Source organism: Duganella sacchari, assembly GCF_900143065.1.
In the GTDB taxonomy this organism is placed as follows: Bacteria; Pseudomonadota; Gammaproteobacteria; order Burkholderiales; family Burkholderiaceae_D; genus Rugamonas; species Rugamonas sacchari.
Map to the genome: position 1 here is coordinate 242,102 of NZ_FRCX01000002.1, position 20,253 is coordinate 262,354.

At 60.3% G+C, this 20,253-nt stretch carries 19 protein-coding genes; 4 read left to right on the forward strand and 15 right to left on the reverse strand.

Features of this window, described 5'->3' with window-relative positions; all coding sequences use genetic code 11:
* Positions 1-10: 10 nt before the first annotated feature.
* From BUA36_RS05050 to BUA36_RS05105, 12 genes are all read right to left on the reverse strand, one after another.
* Positions 11-463, reverse strand: coding sequence for a hypothetical protein (locus BUA36_RS05050; protein WP_020704765.1), 453 nt, complete (start codon positions 461-463; stop codon positions 11-13).
* 28 nt (positions 464-491) lie between these two features.
* Positions 492-1,274, reverse strand: coding sequence for a COG4705 family protein (locus BUA36_RS05055; RefSeq protein ID WP_020704764.1), 783 nt, complete (start codon positions 1,272-1,274; stop codon positions 492-494).
* A gap of 69 nt (positions 1,275-1,343) precedes the next feature.
* Positions 1,344-1,940 (reverse strand): undecaprenyl-diphosphatase, encoded by a 597-nt coding sequence (locus BUA36_RS05060; protein WP_072782566.1) that lies wholly within the window; start codon positions 1,938-1,940, stop codon positions 1,344-1,346.
* Positions 1,941-1,997: 57 nt separating this feature from the next.
* Positions 1,998-2,333 (reverse strand): PepSY domain-containing protein, encoded by a 336-nt coding sequence (locus BUA36_RS05065; RefSeq protein WP_020704762.1) that lies wholly within the window; start codon positions 2,331-2,333, stop codon positions 1,998-2,000.
* 355 nt (positions 2,334-2,688) lie between these two features.
* Positions 2,689-2,997, reverse strand: a complete 309-nt coding sequence (locus BUA36_RS05070) for a DUF190 domain-containing protein (RefSeq protein ID WP_267875101.1) — start codon at positions 2,995-2,997, stop codon at positions 2,689-2,691.
* A 41-nt stretch (positions 2,998-3,038) separates the two neighbouring features.
* Positions 3,039-4,259: an MFS transporter gene (locus BUA36_RS05075; RefSeq protein WP_072781935.1), complete on the reverse strand. Its 1,221-nt coding sequence runs from the start codon at positions 4,257-4,259 to the stop codon at positions 3,039-3,041.
* Positions 4,260-4,355: 96 nt separating this feature from the next.
* A complete protein-coding gene (locus BUA36_RS05080) occupies positions 4,356-7,472 on the reverse strand; it encodes an efflux RND transporter permease subunit (RefSeq protein ID WP_072781937.1) in 3,117 nt (1,038 codons plus the stop codon).
* Positions 7,469-8,509, reverse strand: coding sequence for an efflux RND transporter periplasmic adaptor subunit (locus BUA36_RS05085; RefSeq protein WP_072781939.1), 1,041 nt, complete (start codon positions 8,507-8,509; stop codon positions 7,469-7,471). The genes BUA36_RS05080 and BUA36_RS05085 overlap by 4 nt, the downstream gene beginning before the upstream one ends.
* Positions 8,506-9,915 (reverse strand): TolC family protein, encoded by a 1,410-nt coding sequence (locus tag BUA36_RS05090; protein WP_036623098.1) that lies wholly within the window; start codon positions 9,913-9,915, stop codon positions 8,506-8,508. The genes BUA36_RS05085 and BUA36_RS05090 overlap by 4 nt, the downstream gene beginning before the upstream one ends.
* Before the next feature lie 150 nt (positions 9,916-10,065).
* Positions 10,066-11,490 carry a heavy metal sensor histidine kinase gene (locus BUA36_RS05095; protein ID WP_229255606.1) on the reverse strand — a complete coding sequence of 475 codons (1,425 nt, stop codon included), beginning with the start codon at positions 11,488-11,490 and terminating at the stop codon, positions 10,066-10,068.
* The gene (locus BUA36_RS05100; RefSeq protein WP_072781941.1) at positions 11,468-12,142 is read right to left on the reverse strand and encodes a heavy metal response regulator transcription factor; all 675 of its coding nucleotides are present in this window, start codon (positions 12,140-12,142) and stop codon (positions 11,468-11,470) included. Before BUA36_RS05100 ends, BUA36_RS05095 begins: the two co-directional genes overlap by 23 nt.
* A 67-nt stretch (positions 12,143-12,209) precedes the next feature.
* Positions 12,210-13,277: a tyrosine-type recombinase/integrase gene (locus tag BUA36_RS05105; protein ID WP_229255607.1), complete on the reverse strand. Its 1,068-nt coding sequence runs from the start codon at positions 13,275-13,277 to the stop codon at positions 12,210-12,212.
* A 139-nt stretch (positions 13,278-13,416) separates the two neighbouring features.
* On the opposite strand from BUA36_RS05105, the gene BUA36_RS05110 reads away from it, so the two are divergent.
* Positions 13,417-14,385 (forward strand): DNA-binding protein, encoded by a 969-nt coding sequence (locus tag BUA36_RS05110; RefSeq protein WP_020704753.1) that lies wholly within the window; start codon positions 13,417-13,419, stop codon positions 14,383-14,385.
* 47 nt (positions 14,386-14,432) lie between these two features.
* Here BUA36_RS05110 and BUA36_RS05115 read toward each other — a convergent pair whose 3' ends face one another.
* On the reverse strand, positions 14,433-15,092 hold the full coding sequence (locus BUA36_RS05115; RefSeq protein ID WP_229255608.1) for an ArsR/SmtB family transcription factor: 660 nt from the start codon (positions 15,090-15,092) through the stop codon (positions 14,433-14,435).
* A 115-nt stretch (positions 15,093-15,207) separates the two neighbouring features.
* Between BUA36_RS05115 and BUA36_RS05120 the strand changes: the two genes are divergently transcribed.
* Genes BUA36_RS05120 through BUA36_RS05130 form a run of 3 tightly spaced genes read left to right on the forward strand, consistent with a single transcriptional unit; the run spans position 15,208 to position 17,576 of the window.
* Positions 15,208-15,561 (forward strand): DsrE/DsrF/TusD sulfur relay family protein, encoded by a 354-nt coding sequence (locus BUA36_RS05120; protein WP_072781943.1) that lies wholly within the window; start codon positions 15,208-15,210, stop codon positions 15,559-15,561.
* Between the two features lie 9 nt (positions 15,562-15,570).
* A complete protein-coding gene (locus BUA36_RS05125) occupies positions 15,571-16,314 on the forward strand; it encodes an MBL fold metallo-hydrolase (protein WP_020704750.1) in 744 nt (247 codons plus the stop codon).
* Positions 16,311-17,576, forward strand: a complete 1,266-nt coding sequence (locus BUA36_RS05130) for an MFS transporter (protein WP_072781945.1) — start codon at positions 16,311-16,313, stop codon at positions 17,574-17,576. The genes BUA36_RS05125 and BUA36_RS05130 overlap by 4 nt, the downstream gene beginning before the upstream one ends.
* On the opposite strand, the gene BUA36_RS30905 is transcribed toward BUA36_RS05130, so the two are convergent.
* On the reverse strand, positions 17,530-18,021 hold the full coding sequence (locus BUA36_RS30905; protein ID WP_208861854.1) for a hypothetical protein: 492 nt from the start codon (positions 18,019-18,021) through the stop codon (positions 17,530-17,532). The two genes, BUA36_RS05130 and BUA36_RS30905, sit on opposite strands and share 47 nt — an antisense overlap.
* Positions 18,022-18,741: 720 nt before the next feature.
* A complete protein-coding gene (locus BUA36_RS05140; protein WP_072781948.1) occupies positions 18,742-19,968 on the reverse strand; it encodes a cyclic di-GMP phosphodiesterase in 1,227 nt (408 codons plus the stop codon).
* Between the last annotated feature and the right edge of the window lie 285 nt (positions 19,969-20,253).

Consider the following 20,253-nt stretch of genomic DNA (forward strand, 5'->3'; position numbering starts at 1 on the left):
CGCTCACAGGTCAGCCTTTGCCTTCGAGCGTGTCAAAGGTTTTTAGTAGGACACCCATCGCCGCCTTGCAGTCGGCTTGGCTTGGCGTATCGGCGCGTAGAGCAGCCAATGCTTTGTCGATGGATTTGTCAAGCACATGCCAGTCGTCTGCCGCGCGTGGTTTGAGTCCGGCCTCGGCCGAGTCCCAAGAGACTTCCAAATCCTTAATACGGGCCTTGGCAGCAGCCAGGTCGCCCTTGTCAACGATGACGGCGATATCGGTGGCGATGCTGCGGAAGGTTGACAGATCGCCGAGTTTGGAGGCTGCTCTTCCCGGCGTTAGCGCAGCACTCTGGGCCGTTGTGGCCGACGTTGCGCTTGCGCCGCCTTGCTCGGCTGGTTTGGAACAACCGGCCGCCAGGGCCAATAGGACGGCCGCCGAAACGGTGGCGACAGGGCGAACGATTGAGGATTTCATAAACATGTTTTTCTCCTTGTGTTGAGGGACGAGGTTATTCGGCGAGCTGGGCAGAGCGGCGTCCATTCATGCCGATCTGCGCGACGGCCACCAGTATGACGATCACCGTGAGGAACAACGCGCTTGTCCACATGGCACCCATGCCAAGGCCACCATAAGTCTTAGCCTGTGTCAGCAAGTCGCCGAGTGCGGCCCCGAAGGGGCGGGTCAAGATGTAGGCAATCCAGAAGGTCAGAACGGCGTTACCTCCCATGCGCCAGGCCGCGTAGGTGATGCCGATCAGTGCACCGAATGCCACCGCACCCCAGGTAAAGCCCAGGCCCAATGCCTCGGTCGCCAGATCGCCCGCAGCAGTGCCCAGCGCAAACGTGCAAAGGATGGCGGCCCAATAGAACAGCTCCCGGTTTCGCGTCACGATGTCGTGGATGGACAAGGTGCGTTCCACCCGATGCCAGACAAAAAAGATCGCGGCGAGCACAACGGCGAACGCCGAGGTGCTGATGTACAGGCTGACGCCAAGGCCATCGGTCAGCAGATCGGTGATCTGGGTGCCGACCACGCTGACCAGCACCACCGTCAGCCAGTAAGTCCAAGGGGTATAGCGGCGGGTACGCAATTGCATGAACAAAGCGGCTGCCAACAGAGCCGCCATGACGGTTCGAGTCACGCCTTGGCCCAAACCTGCGTTGACCGCCAGGAAATCGGCTCCTGTCTCGCCCACCGTAGTGGACATGATCTTGATGATCCAGAATGACAGCGCGACTTCTGGGACTTTATTGAGCCAGCTTGTGGTGCTGCTCGTGGGCAATTTGTTCATAGTGTTCTCCTGCCGAAGTGAAATGGTTTGCCAGCAGTTTGAATAGGCTGACTTAGCCCGGCCATAGGCTCACTCGCGAACCCATCCGAGCGCGATCAACCCGCCGAAAAACCGGCGATGAATGCCGGTGGCGAGTTGGTAACTCGGCTCCAGATACCAGCGTGCTTCACGCAACGTCAGCCAGGCACAGAGCGCAGCGACGGCGATGGCTCCGACCATGTCGAATGGGAAGTGCACTCCAAGGTAGATGCGCGCCCAGGCGACGGGGACGCCCAACAATGCCAAAGCCACGCCTGCGATTCGTTGGCCTCGTTGTAACGAAAGGCTGAAGGCAAGCGCCCACCACAGCGTCAGGTGATCGCTCGGGAAAGAAGAGTCGGCAACATGAGGGATGAGGGGGTGACTCAGGCCGATCATAAACGGCCGGGGATGCAACCAAGCTAGGCCGATGATCTGATTGATGAGCAAGCCCAGCAATCCCGATGCGGTAGCAATGAGCATCGTCTTCCGGGTGGCGTCGCTGCCGCGAAGCCATCCGATGCCGATCAGGAGTGGAACCGCCCAGATGAGTTGCTCGGCAAAGAAGATGGCCAGCGTCAGCGCAAAAGCACTGGGGTGCTCCGGTGCGTTGAGCCATAAAAACAATGTTTGGTTGAGTGATTCCATGAGGTCTCCGGGCCGGATCGCCTCCAATGGAATCGATCCAGCCAAATTGCGGGGGTGTCAGTCCCGCTTGTCGTGGTCGTCATCGTGATCCGCCTTGTCCTCGGCAGACGAGATGACCGTGCCCTTGTCGGCATCGACCCGGACATCGAAGACCTTGGCCCCACTGACGACCTCCACGTCATAGACCCAACCCTGCTTCGAGTTCTCGTACTCGGCACGTGACGCCTTGCCGTTGGCGTGCTGCTCGGCGACTGTGACCGCCTGTGTGAGGGGAATCTTGGCCTTGCTGATTGCCAGGGCGTCGTTTTCCATGCCGCCATTGGCGGCGTAGGCGACCGCCCCGGTTGCAGCGATGGCGACGGCCAGAAGGGAAAGTTTTGTGTAGCGGGACATGATGCTTCTCCAGAGGAGTGCAGGGATTTGCACAGTGGAGAAGGTACGCAGGCAGACTTAGCTGGTACTGAGCCGGGGCCTTCAGCCTTGGGATGCCGGGCAACGGCTTAGCGTGCTGTATTTTCCGCTTTCTGGACCGCCCCCAAGTCGTTGAGCATTCCCTGATGACAAGCCTCGTTGCTGGGCGAGATGGCCAGTTGGGATTTTAAGGCGACGAAGTTCTACCTTTCCGGCGGCGGGCGCCGGTTCTTGGACAGAATGGCCAGCAGGACCAATCCATAGTACGCAAGACGAATGAAATAGCACTGGGGGATACAAGCCCGGCCGAAACGACGTTGCTGCGCCTCTATGCTCGTCAGCCATCAATGTCAGCGGTCATGCCAAATTCGATTGGCGTCTTGACGTAAAACACATTGATCTGCTCCTGCCGCAATAGCAGCAATAACGACTTAGCATCAAGATTGCTCAACGCCATCGTCACCTCGATCGGTTGATCGGCCAGTTCGATAAAGTGAGAAGAATGGAGCTTACGATCGCGTCCAAAACCTTCGTCGCACCCCAGCAGCGTGGCGCCGCCTACGCCTAGTTTTTTCGCCTCTTGCAGCAGCCACTCTCCGATAGGCATGTCAGCGTGTTTGCGGTTTTGCTCCGTAAAAAATGTCAGTTGATAACTGTGATCGCATCATTTTGGCTTGCGTCGGTTTATTACTTCGAGGGAGAGGTAGTGCGGTTATGGATCGCGCCAGAACGATACTTGGCGAGTCCAACCAGGGCCAACACGCAAAAAACGGCACCCGCATAGAACGTCGACGACGCCCCAAACCAATCCCATAGCAGGCCCGCCACGACGCTCGCTATCAGCATGGCAACGCCGCTCATCAAGTTGAACACGCCATAGGCCGTGCCGCGCAGATCGGCTGGTGCTGTATCGGCCACCATCGTTGCCAGGAGTCCCTGTGTAATCCCCATGTGAACGCCCCACAGTACGACGCCGGCTAATACCACCGCCCAATGATCGTTTGCGGCCAGAATCAGATCGGCGGCCGCCAAAACGGCAAGCCCGAGCGCCAACAACTTCGTATGGCTCATCCGGTCGGACAGCTTTCCAAATGGATACGCCGAGGCGGCATAAATCAAATTCATCGCTACCATCACGAGCGGCACCAACGCAACCGGGATGCCGCTCTGCTGAGCGCGCAAGACAAGAAACGCTTCGCTGAAACGGGCCAATGTGAATACCGCGCCAATCCCAACCACCCACCAATACGGGGCGCTAAGGCGTACTAAATTTTCTCGACGAATAGGATTTGTTCGTTTGCCATTTTGGTGCTGCTCTGGTTCGCGCACGCCGAACAGAAGCAGCGCAACGGCCAGCACGCCGGGAATCACCGCTATCCAAAAAACTTTCCTGAAGTCGTTAGCCCACAGGAGCATCAAGCCGACCGCGATCAGTGGACCGAGGAATGCACCCACCGTATCGAGAGACTGGCGTAGGCCAAAAGCCGCGCCGCGCAGGTGCGGTGGAGCGATATCAGCGACCAACGCGTCACGGGGTGCTCCTCGCACTCCTTTCCCGACCCGGTCCAATAGGCGTGCCGTCAGTACAAAGCCGGACGTATTTGCCATCGCAAAAAGTGGCTTTGTCAGCGCGCCAAGCGCATAACCGAACAATGCCAAGCCTTTGCGCTTGCCGAGATAGTCGCTCAATGCTCCTGAGAACACTTTGACGATAAGGGCGGTGGACTCGGCAACACCTTCAATCAAACCAACGACGAGGGCGCTGGCCCCGAGCGTGCCGACCAAAAATAGGGGGAGCAGGCTATGGACCATTTCCGAGGAAATATCCATCAGCATGCTCACGAAGCCTAGCATCCAGATACTGAGCGGGATCTGCCGCAAAATTTCACCCTTCATTCTTACGTTCATCGTTTTTCCAATTTTTAGAATGATTTCTGGCAATGCGTTTGTTTTTTCATTTGGGTGGAACAGGCTCCCGGAAGCGTGACGGCGTACGAAACGCTTTCATAGCTCTTCTATTGCGGAAAATCTACCGTACCGCAATGCAAGGCTAGGCATCACCAGCAGATTGAGTGCGGTGGACGTGAACAGTCCTCCCAGGATCACCATCGCCATCGGCCCCTCGATTTCGCGCCCTGGATCGCCGCTACCGATCGCTAGCGGCAGCAGACCGAGGGCGGTGGCAAGCGCCGTCATCAGGATTGGCGTCAGGCGCTCGATAGCGCCGCGTGCGGCGGCCTCCGGTCCCCACGTCATCCCTTCCACGTCAACGAGGTGTTCGTAGTGCGACAGCAGCATGATCGAATTGCGCAAAGTGATACCGAACAGGGTGACGAATCCAACCATGGAACCAAGAGAGATCGCGCCACCGGTAGCAAAGACGGCCAGCACCCCGCCGACGAGGGCGAAAGGCAAATTGAGCAAGACCAGAGCCAGGTTGCGGGCCCGTCGCAATACAATCCAAAGCAGCAGCCCAATGGCCAGCGCGGCGATAGCGGAGTGGACGATCAAGTCGCGCACCGATGCCGCCTGGGCCGCCGCAGCACCGCCGAACTCCAGGTAACTGCCCCGTGTAAGTGGCACTTGCGCAGCCAGACGCTGTTTTGCTTCGGCGACGAAGGAAGTCACATCACGACCGGCAACGTTGCACGTGATGGTCTGTACGCGGCGGGCGCCGCTATGCAGAACAACGTATCGGCCGGAGGTCATGTAGACGTCGGCCAACTGATCGAGTTGCACGTACACCCCTGCGGCATTGCGCAGGGGCAGCGCCCGCACATTGGCGATGCTGCTGCGCTTCGCGGCCGACAGGATGACGCTCACATTGAATACCCGGTTACCGTCGTAAACTTGGCCGACCACCGATCCCTGAAAGGCGGTCTCGACGGCATCGAGCACATCCACGGCGTCGAAGCCCCAGCGCACCAGCGCGTCAGGGCGCAGGCGGATGCCGAGTTCAGGAGAACCCGGCGGCGATTGGAGCTGTACCTCGGTCGCCCCGGACACCTGTCCCAGCGTTTGGGCAACGCGGCGGGCATCGGTGTCCAGGGTATCAAGTTCGTTGCCGTAGATGTTGAGCACAACCGCCGCGGTATAGCCGGAGAGCGTTTCTTCGACTCGCTCGGTGAGGAAGGTCTTGACCGCGAAGCTGACGCCGGGAATGCGCGACAGAACCTTCCGGATGTCGGCCTGAGCGAATTCGGCCTGTTCGCTTGAGAGCGGCTTCAGGTCAACATTGAATTCGCTGTAGTGGGTGCCCCAGGTATCGTCAGCCTTTTCCGCGCGGCCGGCTCGCTGGGCGACGCTGCGCACGACGGGCAACTTCAACAGCTCAGCTGAGACTTGACGGCCGATGCGCAACGACTCAGTCAGGGAGGTTCCAGGTACCGCCGACATGTGCAGAATGTAGTGTCCTTCCTTGAGCTCCGGCAGGAAGCCGCCGCCAAAAAATGGCAGCGCGGCCAGACCGGCTAACGTGAGCAGCGCCACCGTTACCACGATCAGGCGATAGTGATGTTCGACCCCGCCGATCAGCTGGCCGTATTTTTCCTTCATCCGCCGGGCCAGCGGCGGATCGTGTTCAGGCAGCGCGCTCCGGGGCAGGAGCGCCACGCACAGCGCTGGCGTGACCGTGATTGCCACCACCAGCGATGCGAGTGTCGCCAACAGATATGAGACTGCAAGGGGAGCAAACAAGCGTCCCGCTACGCCGGGCATGGAAAGCACAGGGAGGAAGACCAGGGCAATGGCAAAGGTCGCATAGACCACAGCGCTGCGCACCTCCAACACCGCATCGAGCACGACTTGAACTGACATGTGGGGTACTGGGCGATGTCGATTTTCGCGCAGCCGTCGATAGATATTTTCGACCACGATGATGGCATCGTCGACCAGCAGCCCGATGGAGATGGCCAGCCCGCCCAGAGTCATCGTATTGAGACTGAGGCCACGCTGCTCCATGACGGTCACGGCAGCCAGGAGCGACAACGGAATGGCGGTCAGGGCGATGGCGGAGGTACGCCAGTTGAACAGAAACAGCGCCACGACCGCCACCACCAGGACAGCACCGAACAGTAACGACGAGCGCACGTTTTGGGTTGCGATGGCGATGAAATTCGCTGACCGGAACAGGTCGTCGTGCAGCACGACCTGCTGGTCTTTCAGGCTCGGACGCAATTCGGCCAGCGCGCGCTCGACCGCCTCGGTAATCGCCACGGTGTTGGCGCCGTACTGCTCGGAAATGAGTAATTGGATTCCAATCGTACCTGCCACCGCGGCAGCGCCGATGGGCGGCTCGGGGGCCGCGCGGACGTCCGCTACGTCGGCCAGCGTCAGGTTGGCACCGTCCTGCTGCCGCACGACGGTCCGGGCGAGCTGCTCGATGCTCAGCGATTGCGCATGGGTTTGCAGCGTGATGCGCTGGTTGGCGTTGTCGATAAACCCGGCGCCGCGCACCCCGGTGGCACGGCGCGCCACGTCATGGATATCGTTCAGCGCCAGTCCGTATTTGATAAGCCGCTCGGGCCGGATCTGTATCTGAAATTCCTTCGCCTCGCCGCCGAACACCGCCACCGTGGCTACCCCATGGACGGCAAGCAGGCGCGGTTTGAGCGTCCAGTCGGCCAGCGTTCGCATGTCCATCAACGAGCGCTTCTCCGACGTCAGCCCGATGGCCATCACGATGCTGGTGGACGAGGTAAGCGGCGACATTGCCGGTGCCTGCACGCCGCGCGGCAACTGGGTAGACAATGCAGCCAGACGTTCGCCAAGGTTCTGGCGATCACGGTAGATGTCGCTCTTGGGGTCGAAGGTCACGGTAACGACCGACAGTCCCTGGATGGACTGCGAGCGCAAGGCATCGACTCCCACTACGCCGTTGACGGCGTTCTCGATGGGCTGAGTCACCAGCACTTCAACTTGTTCTGGAGCCAGACCCGGCGCCTCGGTCTGGATGGTGACTTGGGGCGGAGCAAACTCCGGGAACACGTCGTATTTGGCGCCGCTGAACGCATAAAAACCATAGGCGGCCAGCAAGACGGCCAGGGCGATCACGACACCCTTGTAACGCAGGGAGAAGCCAACAATGGCGGCGAGCAGTCCAGTGCGGGAAGCTGTTGTCATTTGCCTTCCTCGCCGACTTGAATCTGCGAACGCAGTTCCTCCGAGAGCAGGGTTTGAGCACCGCGTACGACCAGCTGCGTGCCCTTGAGCGCTCCCGGCGCGAACCAGCCTTGTTCGACGGGTATGGCCGCCGGCAGTTCACGTCGCACGAAATGCCCTGGCGCGCTTTGCACATACAGCCACGCCTTGCCTTGCCACCAGACCACAGCCCCAGCCGGTATGAGTGCGCCGGTTTGTTCGGCCCCCGTCGCCAGATAAGCCGTCAGCGTCGTACCTGGCAGCAGGCCATCGGCCGGCGCGATGTAGAAAAAAGCGGCGCCCTGCATGCGGGGATCTGCTTGAGAAGATGCCGACACCAGGGTAGCATTTTTGAATGTCCCGTCATTGGCGCTCACCCGCGTTGCGGCGGGGCCCTTAGTCATGTTCGTGCCAGATGGCGCCGCCACCCGCAGCAATACGTCACGCTGTTCCGACAACCGTCGAAACAGTGGGGCGTCACCCACAATAGCGAAAGCGAGAACATTGCCCCATTTCTGTCGTGCGTTTCGCGCCGCGGCATCCATCGCTGCGTCGGCGCTCCGGGCTACCGCATCGTCGCCGCGCCACGTTGCTTCTGCGGCATCCAAAACCTTGGCCGAGACATTTTGCTCGTCGCCGTGAAGGGCTTTGAGACGATCGTATTCGCGCCGCGAGGCCTGCAGGGTGGCATGTGCCTTCTCTGCCTGGGTCTTGACCGCGACGTATGCCCCACGCAGATCGATGAGTTCCTGCGGCGGCAGGACCGTGGCGAGCGCCTCGACTTCCCCGCGTCGCGTCGTCTCTTCAAGGGGCGCCACGGCGATGTCGGCGCGCTTCTGCGTCGCCGCATCGAACAACACTGCTGTGCCGCCGTCCTGGACGACAACACGCGACGGTACTTTGACCGGCCGCTCCCGCTCCTGTTCCAAGGCAAGTTCCTTGCGCCCCTCGATGAATCCCCACGCAGCCAGACCGGCAACGATCGCGCCGGCCGCCAGCAAGATGTATTTCTTTTTCACGGTTGTTCCCGGTTGTTGAATGGTTTTGGTGTAACGGCCTGTTCAACCGCCGCTGGGAGTACATTGCCGCCAAGCGGGCGGCGCAAGGCATCCTCCAATTGTCCCAAGGTCAGTTGCACTTGCGACAAAGCGCTTAATCGCGCCAATTCAGCAGTCACAGTCTCATAGCGAGAACTCAGCCACGCAAGTCTGTCCGATTCTCCTGCCTTGAAGGAAGCCGCGGCGGCACGTTCCGCTTTGTTCTGGTCGCGCAGCAAAGCATCTGCAATGTGGAACAGACGCACTGCGTGGCCGTACCCCGCCAACGCCAGCTCCACTTCCGCAATGGCCTTCGTCTGGGTGGCCAAAAACACGCCTGCCGCTTCCTTGCGGTGTGCCTCGGCTTCGGCAATTGGACCCTCGTTGCGGTTCAGGAGAGGCAAGGTAAGGGATAGCCCGAGCGACCATTTCACGGCGCCGGCATCCCAGCTATAGCCCGGCCCGATTGAAATATCAGGATATTGCTTGGCGACCTCCAGTTGCAGTGCGGATTGGCTCGCTTCGTACTCGGCCAGGCTGGCAAGGATATCGGGCCGGCTGCGCATCGCCTCGCGCTGCATTGCGTCCGAGGGCAAGGCGGAAACTGGTACAACTTGCTCAAAACTCTCAAACGATATCGCGGCCGTTTCTAGTGCCTTGACCGGCACGCCGACGGCTGCGGCGAGCCGTGCCATGTTTTCTGCGCGCTGTTTTTGGTTCGCAGCCAAGGTCAGCGTGATCTGGTTCAGAGTAATCCTCGCCTGGGTAAGTTCGGGTTGCGAAAGATATCCCGCGGCGAAGCGGCGCTCCAGCAGATGCGTAATTTCCGCCTGCAGGCCGTGCTGGCGCCGTATCAGCACATCAGTCGGGTAGGCGGCGAGAAGGCTGGTGCGCACGCCGCTGATCACCTGCCAAAGTGCCTCGTTCTCCCGAAACCGAGCGGCCAACGCAAGATGCCGTGCCCGTTCGCTGCGGTAAGTACGTTTGCCGGCGGTTTCGATCGGCAGGTCAATGCCCAGCCCGTACGTCCACGGTGACTGATCTACGGAGGCGTCTGCATTGTGCTGCAGCGATACCCCCAAGGTGGGATTGGGGCGCGCGCCGGCTGTGACCACACCCGCCTGCGCAAGCTGGCTGCGCGCTCGCGCGGTATCGAGGTCAGGGTGAAAGTGCAATGCTGCCAGGGTGAGCATCGACCTGTCCCACGCTTTCGGGGGCCAGGACGATAGTTCGTGCCCGTAGCTGCGCTCGACGAATTGCTTGAGCTCCGGAGCATCGAGGCTCCTGGCGCCGAATGCGCTCCCCTGCACAGCAGGGTCAAGCGGTTTGGGTGTATAGCTGGCGCACCCGGCAAGCAGTGCCGCCAGCAGCATCAATAGCTGTTTCATGTTCTCCCGTTCTGCGCAGTGCCAGAATGTCGGCAACCGGTCGTGAGTGACCGATGCCCAAAGCACAACAGGATAGCGAAGGTAGTGATACCGCGACATGACCGGAAGCTGACCATTCGGTCATCTTGAAGTGCCCGATTCACATGGTCGTTACGAGGCCGGGAACCTCAGTGTCGCGGCGGTGCCGCAGCCAAGTTCGCTATCGAGAGAAACCGATCCGCCATGAAGCAGCAATATGGACCTGACGATGGCGAGGCCGAGTCCCGTGCCTGTTCCCTGCCTCAAGCGTGCGCTGTCGGCACGATAAAACCGATCGAAAACGTGGGGCAAGTCCTCGGGCGCAATGCCCTCTCCGGTGTCGCTGACGACGATGTCAACCCCATGATCGGGGGTTTTCGCCACATCGACAACAATGGACCCGCCGCTGGGAGTGTGGCGTAGTGCATTGATGATCAGATTGCCCAACGCGCGCCGCAACAAGGCGGAATCGGCCAACACCGTTCCCACCCCACCGGCGATCAGCGTGGTGTCCTGTTCGTCCGCGAGCGCCTGGTAAAAAGCGCACACGGCGGCGATCTCTTGCTCAAGGTCCAGTGTTTGCTTGTTAGGCAGCGAGTCGGGTTGCTCCGTTCGGGCCAGGAACAACAAGGCGTCCACCATCCGTGTCAGGCGCTCGTACTCCTCCGTAGCCGATGCGATGCAGTCGCGATATTGCTCGTTCGAGCGGTCCTTGGAAAGGGCCATTTCCGCTTCGCCCTGAAGAATGTGCAAAGGGGTGCGCAATTCGTGCGCGATATCGGCGGAAAACCGAGAAATTCGGGCGAACGACTCATCTAAGCGCACGAGAAGCTGGTCGAAATTGGCGGCGAGCGGTCGCAATTCCCTAGGCCAGTCGTCGTCCGCCACGCGACGATGCAAGTGTGCCGCGCTCAGTTCCGCGATGATCGCAGCCAGCCGGGACACTGGCTGCAGTCCGCGCCGCGCGATCAGGTAGCCCGCAATGACGGCGATGGCAAGCGAAGCGGAAAGAGCGAGCCATAGGATGCGCCGGTACGCCGCGAGCACTTCCTCTTCACTTGTCCGGTTCATTGCCGCCTGCACCGTAAATCCACCGTCGATGCCGACGCGAGCGTACATGAGGCGGTACGTTTCCCCGGAACCTGAAGCCCAGTCCATGCCCTGTTCGTCGCCACCCGCGCGGAAACGGGGATCGGCGAATGGGCGTCCGTCCTCGGCAGCATGAGGGGGCGGCGCCTCGACCACGTCGACGCCCTGGGCATCAACGACGCGCAGGTAAGAGCCGGGAAGCATAGCTGCCTCGCGATGGACCTCTTCCTGGAGCGCGGCGAAGTCGCGGGAATGTAACAACAGGATGCCGCGCACTTCGGCGATTCTCCCAGCCAGCCATTGGTCATCTTCCTGGCGCAGGCGATCCGCCAGAACCAAGTACAGGATGCTGCCGGCCGACGCGATCAACACCACGCTAAGGAGCGCGTACCAGACGGTGAGGCGAAAGGCGATCGAGCCGCGCTCCCCGATCAGGGCCATCGGTTTAAAGTCGTTCTTCGATGACATAGCCGACGCCCCGCAGAGTGTGAATCAGTTTCCGGTCGCTGGGATCGTCTACCTTGCGCCGCAGTCGGCGTACAGCGACATCGACCACGTTACTGTCGCCGTCGAAATTGATGTCCCATATCTGTTCGGCCAGCCGCGTCCGGGTCAACACTTCGCCGGGGTGACGAAGCAGGTATTCGAGCAGTCGGTATTCCTGTGGAGCGAGGTCAAGCGGCTTTCCCGCCCGTGATGCCTTGTGCCGAGCCAGGTCCATGTCGAGATCGGCCAGACGCAAGACGTCCGGTTGCTGCGCCGGTGCGCGACGCAAGGCGTTGCGCACACGGGCAAGCAATTCGGAAAACGCAAACGGCTTGACCAGGTAGTCATCGGCGCCCAAATCCAGGCCCTTGACGCGATGAGAAATCGCATCGAGGGCCGAGAGCAGAATCACAGGCTGGCGCGGCAGGCGCTCCTTGATCTGTGTTAGCACCGACCAGCCGTCCTGCATAGGCAGCATGACATCAAGTACGATCAGGTCATAGACGCCCGTCAGCGCGAGATGAAGCCCGTCCGGCCCATTCGCCGCGAGATCAGCGGAGAAACCTTCCTCGACAAAACCTCGCTTGATGAAGGCGGCGGTCTTGGGCTCGTCTTCAACAATTAGTATTTTCATTTCCAACCTTTGTTATGTCTAGCAGGGGGGCGCACAGAATTCGGAAAAAATCGTGCGCTATGCATATTCAGGCCAGTTTGACCCGCGAGCGCAGCAAACTGCCGGCAGCGTTCTCCTCGAACAACCCGGCCTCCTCGATGTAGCCCTGCACGGTGCCGTCGTGGCGCCACGCGCCTTGGCGCTTGATGTCGCGGAAGTCCGCGCCCGCACGGTGGGCGCTGGTTGCCATGCCGCGCCGCAGGCTGTGGCTCGACAGTTCCGGCACGTAGCCGAGCTTGGCCAGCTGCGCAGCGCCGGCCAGGATGGTGTTCACGCTGGCCGGATTCAATCCATCGCCGCCCATCACACCCCACTTGCTGATCGACCGGAAGACCGGGCCGCTGGTCACGCCGGCGGCGTCCAGCCAGGTCTGCAACGCCGTCGCCGGGCAGCACGGCCCGGCGCTGTAGGGGATCGCCTTGGCCACGCCCTCGCCGGTCTGGTCCGTCTTCGAGCGCGGCAGCGTGATCGTGATCCCTTGTGCGTCCCAGGCAATGTGGTCGACCTCAATGCCCACCAGCTCGCTGCGCCGGAATCCCCCGAAAAAGCCCACTTGCAGTAGCGCGTTGTCGCGCGCCGCCTTCAGCGTGCTCCGGGCGGCCAGGGTCGCCACGATCAGTTCCAGATCCTCGATCGGCAGCGCCTTGGCCTTCTTCTTCGGCCGCCCGTGGGTGCGCGCGATCCCGGCCAGGATCTTGCGCACGGTCGGGGTGGCCGCCGGATCGGCGAAGCCCTGATGGACATGCCATTGCGAGAGCGCCGTCAGGCGCAGCGCCAAGGTGCGCGGATTGAGTGCGTCGGCGTACCGCACCAGGTAGCGGATGACGGCCGCCTCGTCGGCCGGCAGCACGCCGCCCCAGTCCAGATAGTGCTTGATCGCCGACCGGTACGCCTGGCGCGTGTTGTCGGACGTGGCAGCTGCCAGGAATGCGCGGTGCCGCGCGGCCAGCTCGTGGTCATCCTGCGGCGTAACGGCGGTACAGATAGCCGGCGCCGACCCAGTATTGGGCATGTCGGTGGCGTCAGGTACGGTCGGAGTGTTGGCCATGGTGGCGTCGCGCGAAATGCGCGCTCGTAACGGGATTACGGTGAGCATAGCACGCCGCAGCCCGGCATGGCCTGCGATAAAGTAGACTATCGAGCCTTAATATGCGTATTTTCCCGATCAGCTTTGAAATGTAATTTAATGTATTATTACGTATTACGTAGCACATTACTTAATTCAAGGAACGATCATGGCCAGAGCCGGTGTCCTGTACTCTCACGTCGCCAAGGCCGCCGCCCAGCTTGCAGCTGCCGGCAAGAACCCCACCGTCGACACCGTACGCGAGGCCATGGGCGGCACCGGCAGCAAAAGCACCATCGCCCCCATGCTCAAGCAATGGAAGGCGCAACACGAGGGCGAGGTCGCGGCGGCCGGCGCCGGCTTGCCGGCCGATCTGCTGGAGGCGGTCCAAGCGGTGTACCAGCGTGTGCAGGAGGGTGCGAAAGCCCAGATCGAGCATCTGCGCGCCGAACATAATCATGCGGAGCAAGAAGCCGCGCGGGCGGTAGAGGCGCTGCACGCCGAATGGCGCCAGCTTGGCGCCGAGCGCGAAGCGCTTGCGGGCGAACTGGCCAACGTGAAGGCAACGCTGGCGCGCGATCAGGCCGCACGGCAAAAAGACGCCGTGGCGATCGCCACCCTAGAATCCGAAAAAGACGGCCAGGCTCAACGCCTGGCCGATCGCGCGGCGGAGGTCAGGGAGCTCGCGGAGCAGCTTGCTCAGGCCCGGCGCCAGTTCGAGCACTTCCAGGATGCGAGCGCGACCCAGCGCCAGGAAGACAAGAGCGCATATGAGGCGCGCATTGCCCGTACTGAGCAGGAGGCGGCCACGCTGCGCACCTATCTCCAGGACAGCCGCGAGGCGCTGGCCGTGCTGCGTAGCGAGAAGGTCCATCTGGAGCATACCCTGGCCGAACAGCTTGATGCAGCCAGAGAGCAGGCCCGGAAGCTGTACGAAGCGACGGCTGCGCTGACTGCTGCGCGCGAGATGGCGAGTAGCAGGCAGTTTGAGATGGAAATGGCCGAGGAGCGCCTGGACCACGCCCAGCAAGCGAATGTGCGGCTGGAGGCGCGCTTGACCGAGCTGGAGAGCGAGAACGTTTTGTTGAAAGCGAAGGCGATGGTATCCGTACCAAAGGCACGCGGGCGTAAAACGTAAAGCTCGGTACCTTCTAAATCATCGCAACCTGAATGGCGCGCACAGCGTCAACTATTCCACTCAACAATGCCCTCGCGCATCTGTAGCGCGTCGATGCCTTGATCGCGCAGCAGCCTGACTGCATCGGACGACATCAAGCAGAACGGACCGCGACAATAAGCGATCACGGGCCGGTCCTTTGGCAATTCGGCCAGACGGTTCCTCAGTTCGGCCAGTGGCATCGAGCGTGCAAACGGCACGTGGCCAACCGCGTATTCTTCGCCCGGCCGCACGTCGATCACGATCACTTCGCCGGATTTCGCCTTGTTCAGCAGTTCTTCGCGACTATTGCCGACCCACTCATGGGTGGCAGCAGAGAGCTGGCGCAGAGCATCCTGCAATTCAAACAACCGGTCCTCAGCCAGAAGCCGAAGCGTCACCCATAGCTTGCCCACCTCGGCGCTGGCCAGCCGGTAGATGATGTACTTCCCCTGCCGTTCAGCTTCAACAAGGCGCGCGGACTTCAATTCCTTCAGATGCGCACTGACCAGCTTGGCACTTATGCCAGCTTCCAACGCCAATGCCTCAACAGTCTTTGGGGACTGCCCTAGCAATTCGATCAACTCCAGCCGTTTCGGGCTGGCCGAGGCCTTAGCGATGCGCGCTACTTGCTCGTACAGGGCGTCCTTGATGGTTCTATTCGTCGTCATAGGCAGGAGTGTCAGCATTTCGTAGTCCAAGGTCAAGGCCACCGGCAATTTAGTCTTGCACGAATGGCAAAGATCTATTATATTCCAATGATCGTTAGATTGTTGGTTCTTTCACTTCATGAGGCAAATTCCAATGCAGGCACTGTTCATTCTGAACGCCGCGCCATACGGCAACGCGCTCACAAACAACGGCTTGCGGCTGGCCGCAGCACTTGCCAAGCGTGAACACAACATGGTGCGCGTCTATCTGATGGGCGACGCGGTCGGCACCGCTAAAAGCGGTCAGAAGGTGCAGGAAGGGCAGCCCAACCTGCAAACCACACTGGGGCAGGTTGGCGCCACCGGCCTACACAACATCGGCGTCTGCGCTGGCTGCATGGATGCACGCGCGCTGCAGGACGACGAACTGATCGAGGGCGCACATCGCGGCACCCTCGAGCAACTGGCGGATTGGTCCGAATGGGCGGACAAAGTTTTCGTATTCTAGGAGGTTGTAATGTTTTTCAAACAACGAACAAATGACGACGCCTCGATTTCGTACTTCTTCGGTTGCGGCGGGCAAGGCAAGGGGATCGCGCTCGACGTGCTGGCCGGCGACGAAGCTTGGTATATGGATCAGGCACGCAAGCTGAACGTTGAAATCGCCTATGTGTTCGATTCACATATCCACGCCGACCACCTGTCCGGCGGCCGAACGCTCGCCGAACTAAGCGGCGCGACTTACTCGCTACACGAAAGCAATATCGGCAAGACCGCCTTCCCGTTCACCCCGGTGAACGACAAACAGGTAATTGATGCGGGTAATACGCGCATCCAGGTCCTGCATACCCCGGGCCACACGGAAGATAGCATCTGCCTGCTGGTCTCGGACCGCCGCCGCGCGGAAGCGCCATGGTTCGTCCTGACCGGTGACACATTGTTCGTCGGTGCGGTCGGCCGTCCGGACCTCGCGGGACGCGAACAAGAAATGGCGGCCAAGCTCTGGCATAGTCTGCATGATCGGCTGCTGAACTTGCCGGATGAGCTGGAAGTTTTTCCAGGACACCAAGCTGGAAGCGCATGCGGCGCAGACATCTCGGGAAAGCCGTCGTCAACGATCGGCTTCGAAAAGCACTGGAACGCTTTGCTATCCCTGGGGAAGGACGCATTCATAACAACCCTGACGGCCACGATCCTACCGCGTCCCGCCGAGATGGAACGGCTTGTCGCCGCCAATCTCGGCCAAGTTGAGTTTGCATGAGCATGGAACCGGCGATACCATCGGCGGCGCATTCCCCGGCCGCCGCCATTGGCCTAAGACTCGGACTGCGCGCGAACTGGCGCCAATTCAGCTTGCTTGTAGTCGTCAACGCATTTGTCGGCGCCATGGTCGGGATGGAGCGCAGCATCTTGCCCGCCATTGCGGAACAGGAATTCAAGCTGGTCGCCCACACGGCGATCCTCGCGTTCATCATCGTCTTCGGCGTTGCCAAGGCCATCACTAACTATTTTGCCGGCCGCTTTTCCGACGCCTATGGACGCAAGGTAGTGCTGGTGATTGGCTGGCTGATTGCCACGCCCGTTCCCTTTTTGCTGATGTGGGTGCCGTCCTGGAGCTGGATCTTGCTGGCCAACGTCTTTCTTGGTGTGAGCCAAGGGCTGACCTGGTCGACCACGGTAATCATGAAGATCGATCTCGCCGGTCCAAAAAATCGGGGTACGGCGATGGGCATCAATGAATTCGCAGGATATTTCGCCGTCGGCGCAACGGCGCTGGCGACCGGCTGGATTGCCGCCAATTATGGCTTGCGGCCGCAGCCGTTCTACCTTGGCGCGGCGTTTGCAATGATCGGCCTACTGCTATCGGTTTTGGTCGTGCGCGAGACGCGCGGCCACGCACAACTGGAAGCCGCAATGGACTCGACACACGGAGCGCCCATCGTGCCGTCGCAACGCGCGATCTTCTGGCAGACCAGCGTACGCGACCCCAACTTGCATTCGATTAGTCAGGCGGGACTTGTGAATAACCTCAACGACGGCATGGCGTGGGGATTGTTTCCCTTTGTGTTTGCCGGCGCTGGCATGACCCTAAGCCAAATCGGCACGCTTGCTGCGATCTACCCGACCGTATGGGGAGTGTGCCAACTCTTCACCGGCGCGCTGTCGGATCGGATCGGCCGCAAGGGATTGATCGTGGCGGGGATGTGGGTGCAGGCAGCTGGCATCGCCATTATCGCGCTCCGGACCTCGTTCGCATGGTATGCGACGGGCGCAATCCTGCTGGGAGTCGGGACTGCCCTGGTCTATCCGACGCTACTGGCGGCTATCGGCGACGTTGTCAACCCGGTCTGGCGTGCTTCGACCGTCGGTGTTTACCGTTTCTGGCGCGATCTCGGCTATGCCATCGGCGCGTTATTGGCGGGCGTTGTGGCCGACCTGTACGGCGTGGCCAGCGCGGTATGGTTAGTCGCAGCAATCACGTTCCTGTCGGGTGTGGTCGTTGCAGTCCGAATGCGCCGTTAGCCACGGTCAAGCGTTGGAGCGCCTCGGTGACATCGGCGGCGGCGGATTGAACTGAAGCGCTTGCGGCAGCGGCGCTGGCGCGTGCCTGAGCCACGCGCAATTCGGCTTCCCGGCCGGCTTTTACCAGTGCCTGCGCGGCGCGCAGGTCGTCATCGGCCCGTGCCGATTCCGCGTCGGCCACTTCCTTGCGCTGTTGCATGGACTCGGCGGTCGCATATCGGCAGCGCGTGTTGAACTGGACCGGCAGCTGGAGACGGCACACCAGGCGTTGACCGAGACTAAAATGATGTCGGCAGCCGCGCAAAAGCAGGCAGAAATGCTTGCTCAGCAACTGGCCAGCGCAGAGGCAAAGACGGAAAAGGCAGATCAGGAACGGCTGGGGCTGATTCAAAAATTGACTGAACGCGAACACAGTCCAAGCCAGGCCGATAGTAATGTTGCCCACAAAATCAATGCGTTATGAGAACTTTTACCTTTTCGAGGGGTCGGGTAGAAATAGCCAACAAGGAGGTGCGGCGACTACAGGGCATCACGGACCAGTTAGCGCAAGAAAAAACGATCTGGACCCAAGAGCGAATTGCTCTTGAAGAGGTGGTGCGTCGTCAAAGTCAAAGCGAATAGATGTCGCCACTAAAATTGGATTTAAAAATACTCTAAAAAACAAAGGCCTACACTGGTTTCTGGGTATTTTTACACGAATCCCGGCCGCCCTCGAATTGATGACTTACTAGTAGTCGCTTGAACCGTCGGCCGCACAAAAGTAAAGTTTGAGTGGCCTATATGTGAACCGCGCATATAAATCGGGAACATCATTACTTTTGCGCTTATGTGCTATTTCTGGCCTTATCCCGGCTGACCCTCAGCAGCACCGAAACCAGGCCAAACCCGATGCCCAACCGTTTGGCGACGCTTACATTTCGCAATGCCATGTCTTTCTCCCATGTCCATACAGCGCATAAGCACATGCGCAATTCGTATATAGAATCTTAGGAGTTAGGGCTGGGTCAGATTGTCTCCATTAGTCACGTTCGGCATTGCTACAACATGATAAAAAGTAGTTGACGTTGACTTGTGGAAATTATCCAAATCGCTGCTGCGGGGCGTCAGCGGCGTGCTGTGCGGCTGGCGCCGGAGCAGGGCTTGCATGCATGAAGGGGCGAAAAAGCTACTCAGCCATCCAGTAGCTGTCCAGATTGCGGATTTTCCAGGTGTGCGCTTCTTCCGAGGCGGCAATCGCCTCCATGGTGCCGGGACGGCTCAGGTCGATCGTGGTCGGCGCCTGATAAGCCATGGACGTAATCGAAAAGAACACGCGCACCGTTGGTTTGAGCAGCGACTTGCTGTTGTCGATCACCACGCCGAGCCGGTTGGATTTGAGGCGTACCAGGGTGCCGACCGGATAAATGCCGATGCACTTGACGAAGGCGGCAAACAGTTTTTCGTCGAAGTGGCCTTCCTTGGCCCAGGCGGCCATCTTGCGCAAGGACTCGGTCGGGCTCCAGCCTTGCTTGTACGGCCGGTTGGAGGTGATCGCGTCATATACATCGCAGATGGCGCCGACGCGCGCGGCCTGGCTCAGTGTCTGCGTTGCCAGTTGGTCGGGATAGCCCATGCCGTCCATGCGTTCGTGGTGATGCAGGCAGACATCCAGCACGATCTCCGGCATGCCTTCCACAGTCTTGAGCATGTCATAGCCGGCGCTCGGGTGGCGCTTGACCGTCAAGAATTCCTCATCTGTCAGGCGGCCTGGCTTGTTCAGGATGGCGGCCGGAATCGCCATCTTGCCGATATCGTGCAGCAGGCCGGCCAGACCATAGTCGCGCACTTCCTCATCGCTGAGTTCCAGTTGCCGGGCCAGCGCAATCATCATGGCGCACACGGCAACAGAATGCATATAGGTGTAATCGTCGGCCTGCTTGAGGCGCACCAGGCTCACCAGGGCGCCGGAATTGCGCATCACGGACGAGGCGATTTCCTCCACCAACGGCATGGCGGCCTGGGCGCTGGCCATGCGGCCCATGCGCGCGTCCTCAAACATCACGCCGACCGCGTCGCGGGTCTTCTTGAGAATTTTGGTGGCGCGGGCCACTTCATCCTGCATGCTGGCCGGAGCCTGGGGCACGAACGCAAAGGCGGGCGGCGAGGGCACGGGGTCCTGGACCGGCGCGGCCGCGTTGGCCTCGTCTTCGTCCTGGACTGGGGACTCGACGTCGCAGCCCTTGCTGGTATCGATCCACAGTTCGCGTACGCCGCTGGCCTGAAGCTTGTTGACATCCGTACTGTTACGTAAGGGGAAAGTCGGATTCCAAAATGGATTGTCGAACCACGAGCCGCACAGTTCGTGTACATACATGCCCGCACGTGCGTGGTCGACAGAAATTTTCTTCAGCATAGCTAAGTTGATTTTTCTAAACGACAAGCTCGGGGTGGCGGAGCTCTGTTGCTTGGTTTGCATGGCGACGGTGGCTGGGTCGGGCAAACAAAGTTGGCAATGTCCCATTGCCTTGAGATAAATACTTTAATGATGATGGTAACAGACCGGCCTCAAGGATACAACGCGGCAAGTGCCGCAACGGACCATGCAAGAATCTATGGCGGAGACAAAGATATTTGTTGTAACTCGTTACGATAATTATGAGCTGTGCAAAAGTAATTGATGAAATGCCAGACAGAATCT

Bases quoted from the DNA above. Each gene is read 5' to 3' on its own strand.
- BUA36_RS05050 (WP_020704765.1), bottom strand. From the start codon at position 463: ATGTTTATGAAATCCTCAATCGTTCGCCCTGTCGCCACCGTTTCGGCG.
- BUA36_RS05055 (WP_020704764.1), bottom strand. From the start codon at position 1,274: ATGAACAAATTGCCCACGAGCAGCACCACAAGCTGGCTCAATAAAGTC.
- BUA36_RS05060 (WP_072782566.1), bottom strand. From the start codon at position 1,940: ATGGAATCACTCAACCAAACATTGTTTTTATGGCTCAACGCACCGGAG.
- BUA36_RS05065 (WP_020704762.1), bottom strand. From the start codon at position 2,333: ATGTCCCGCTACACAAAACTTTCCCTTCTGGCCGTCGCCATCGCTGCA.
- BUA36_RS05075 (WP_072781935.1), bottom strand. From the start codon at position 4,259: ATGAACGTAAGAATGAAGGGTGAAATTTTGCGGCAGATCCCGCTCAGT.
- BUA36_RS05080 (WP_072781937.1), bottom strand. From the start codon at position 7,472: ATGACAACAGCTTCCCGCACTGGACTGCTCGCCGCCATTGTTGGCTTC.
- BUA36_RS05090 (WP_036623098.1), bottom strand. From the start codon at position 9,915: ATGAAACAGCTATTGATGCTGCTGGCGGCACTGCTTGCCGGGTGCGCC.
- BUA36_RS05095 (WP_229255606.1), bottom strand. From the start codon at position 11,490: ATGTCATCGAAGAACGACTTTAAACCGATGGCCCTGATCGGGGAGCGC.
- BUA36_RS05100 (WP_072781941.1), bottom strand. From the start codon at position 12,142: ATGAAAATACTAATTGTTGAAGACGAGCCCAAGACCGCCGCCTTCATC.
- BUA36_RS05105 (WP_229255607.1), bottom strand. From the start codon at position 13,277: ATGCTCACCGTAATCCCGTTACGAGCGCGCATTTCGCGCGACGCCACC.
- BUA36_RS05110 (WP_020704753.1), top strand. From the start codon at position 13,417: ATGGCCAGAGCCGGTGTCCTGTACTCTCACGTCGCCAAGGCCGCCGCC.
- BUA36_RS05115 (WP_229255608.1), bottom strand. From the start codon at position 15,092: ATGCTGACACTCCTGCCTATGACGACGAATAGAACCATCAAGGACGCC.
- BUA36_RS05120 (WP_072781943.1), top strand. From the start codon at position 15,208: ATGCAGGCACTGTTCATTCTGAACGCCGCGCCATACGGCAACGCGCTC.
- BUA36_RS05125 (WP_020704750.1), top strand. From the start codon at position 15,571: ATGTTTTTCAAACAACGAACAAATGACGACGCCTCGATTTCGTACTTC.
- BUA36_RS05130 (WP_072781945.1), top strand. From the start codon at position 16,311: ATGAGCATGGAACCGGCGATACCATCGGCGGCGCATTCCCCGGCCGCC.
- BUA36_RS05140 (WP_072781948.1), bottom strand. From the start codon at position 19,968: ATGCTGAAGAAAATTTCTGTCGACCACGCACGTGCGGGCATGTATGTA.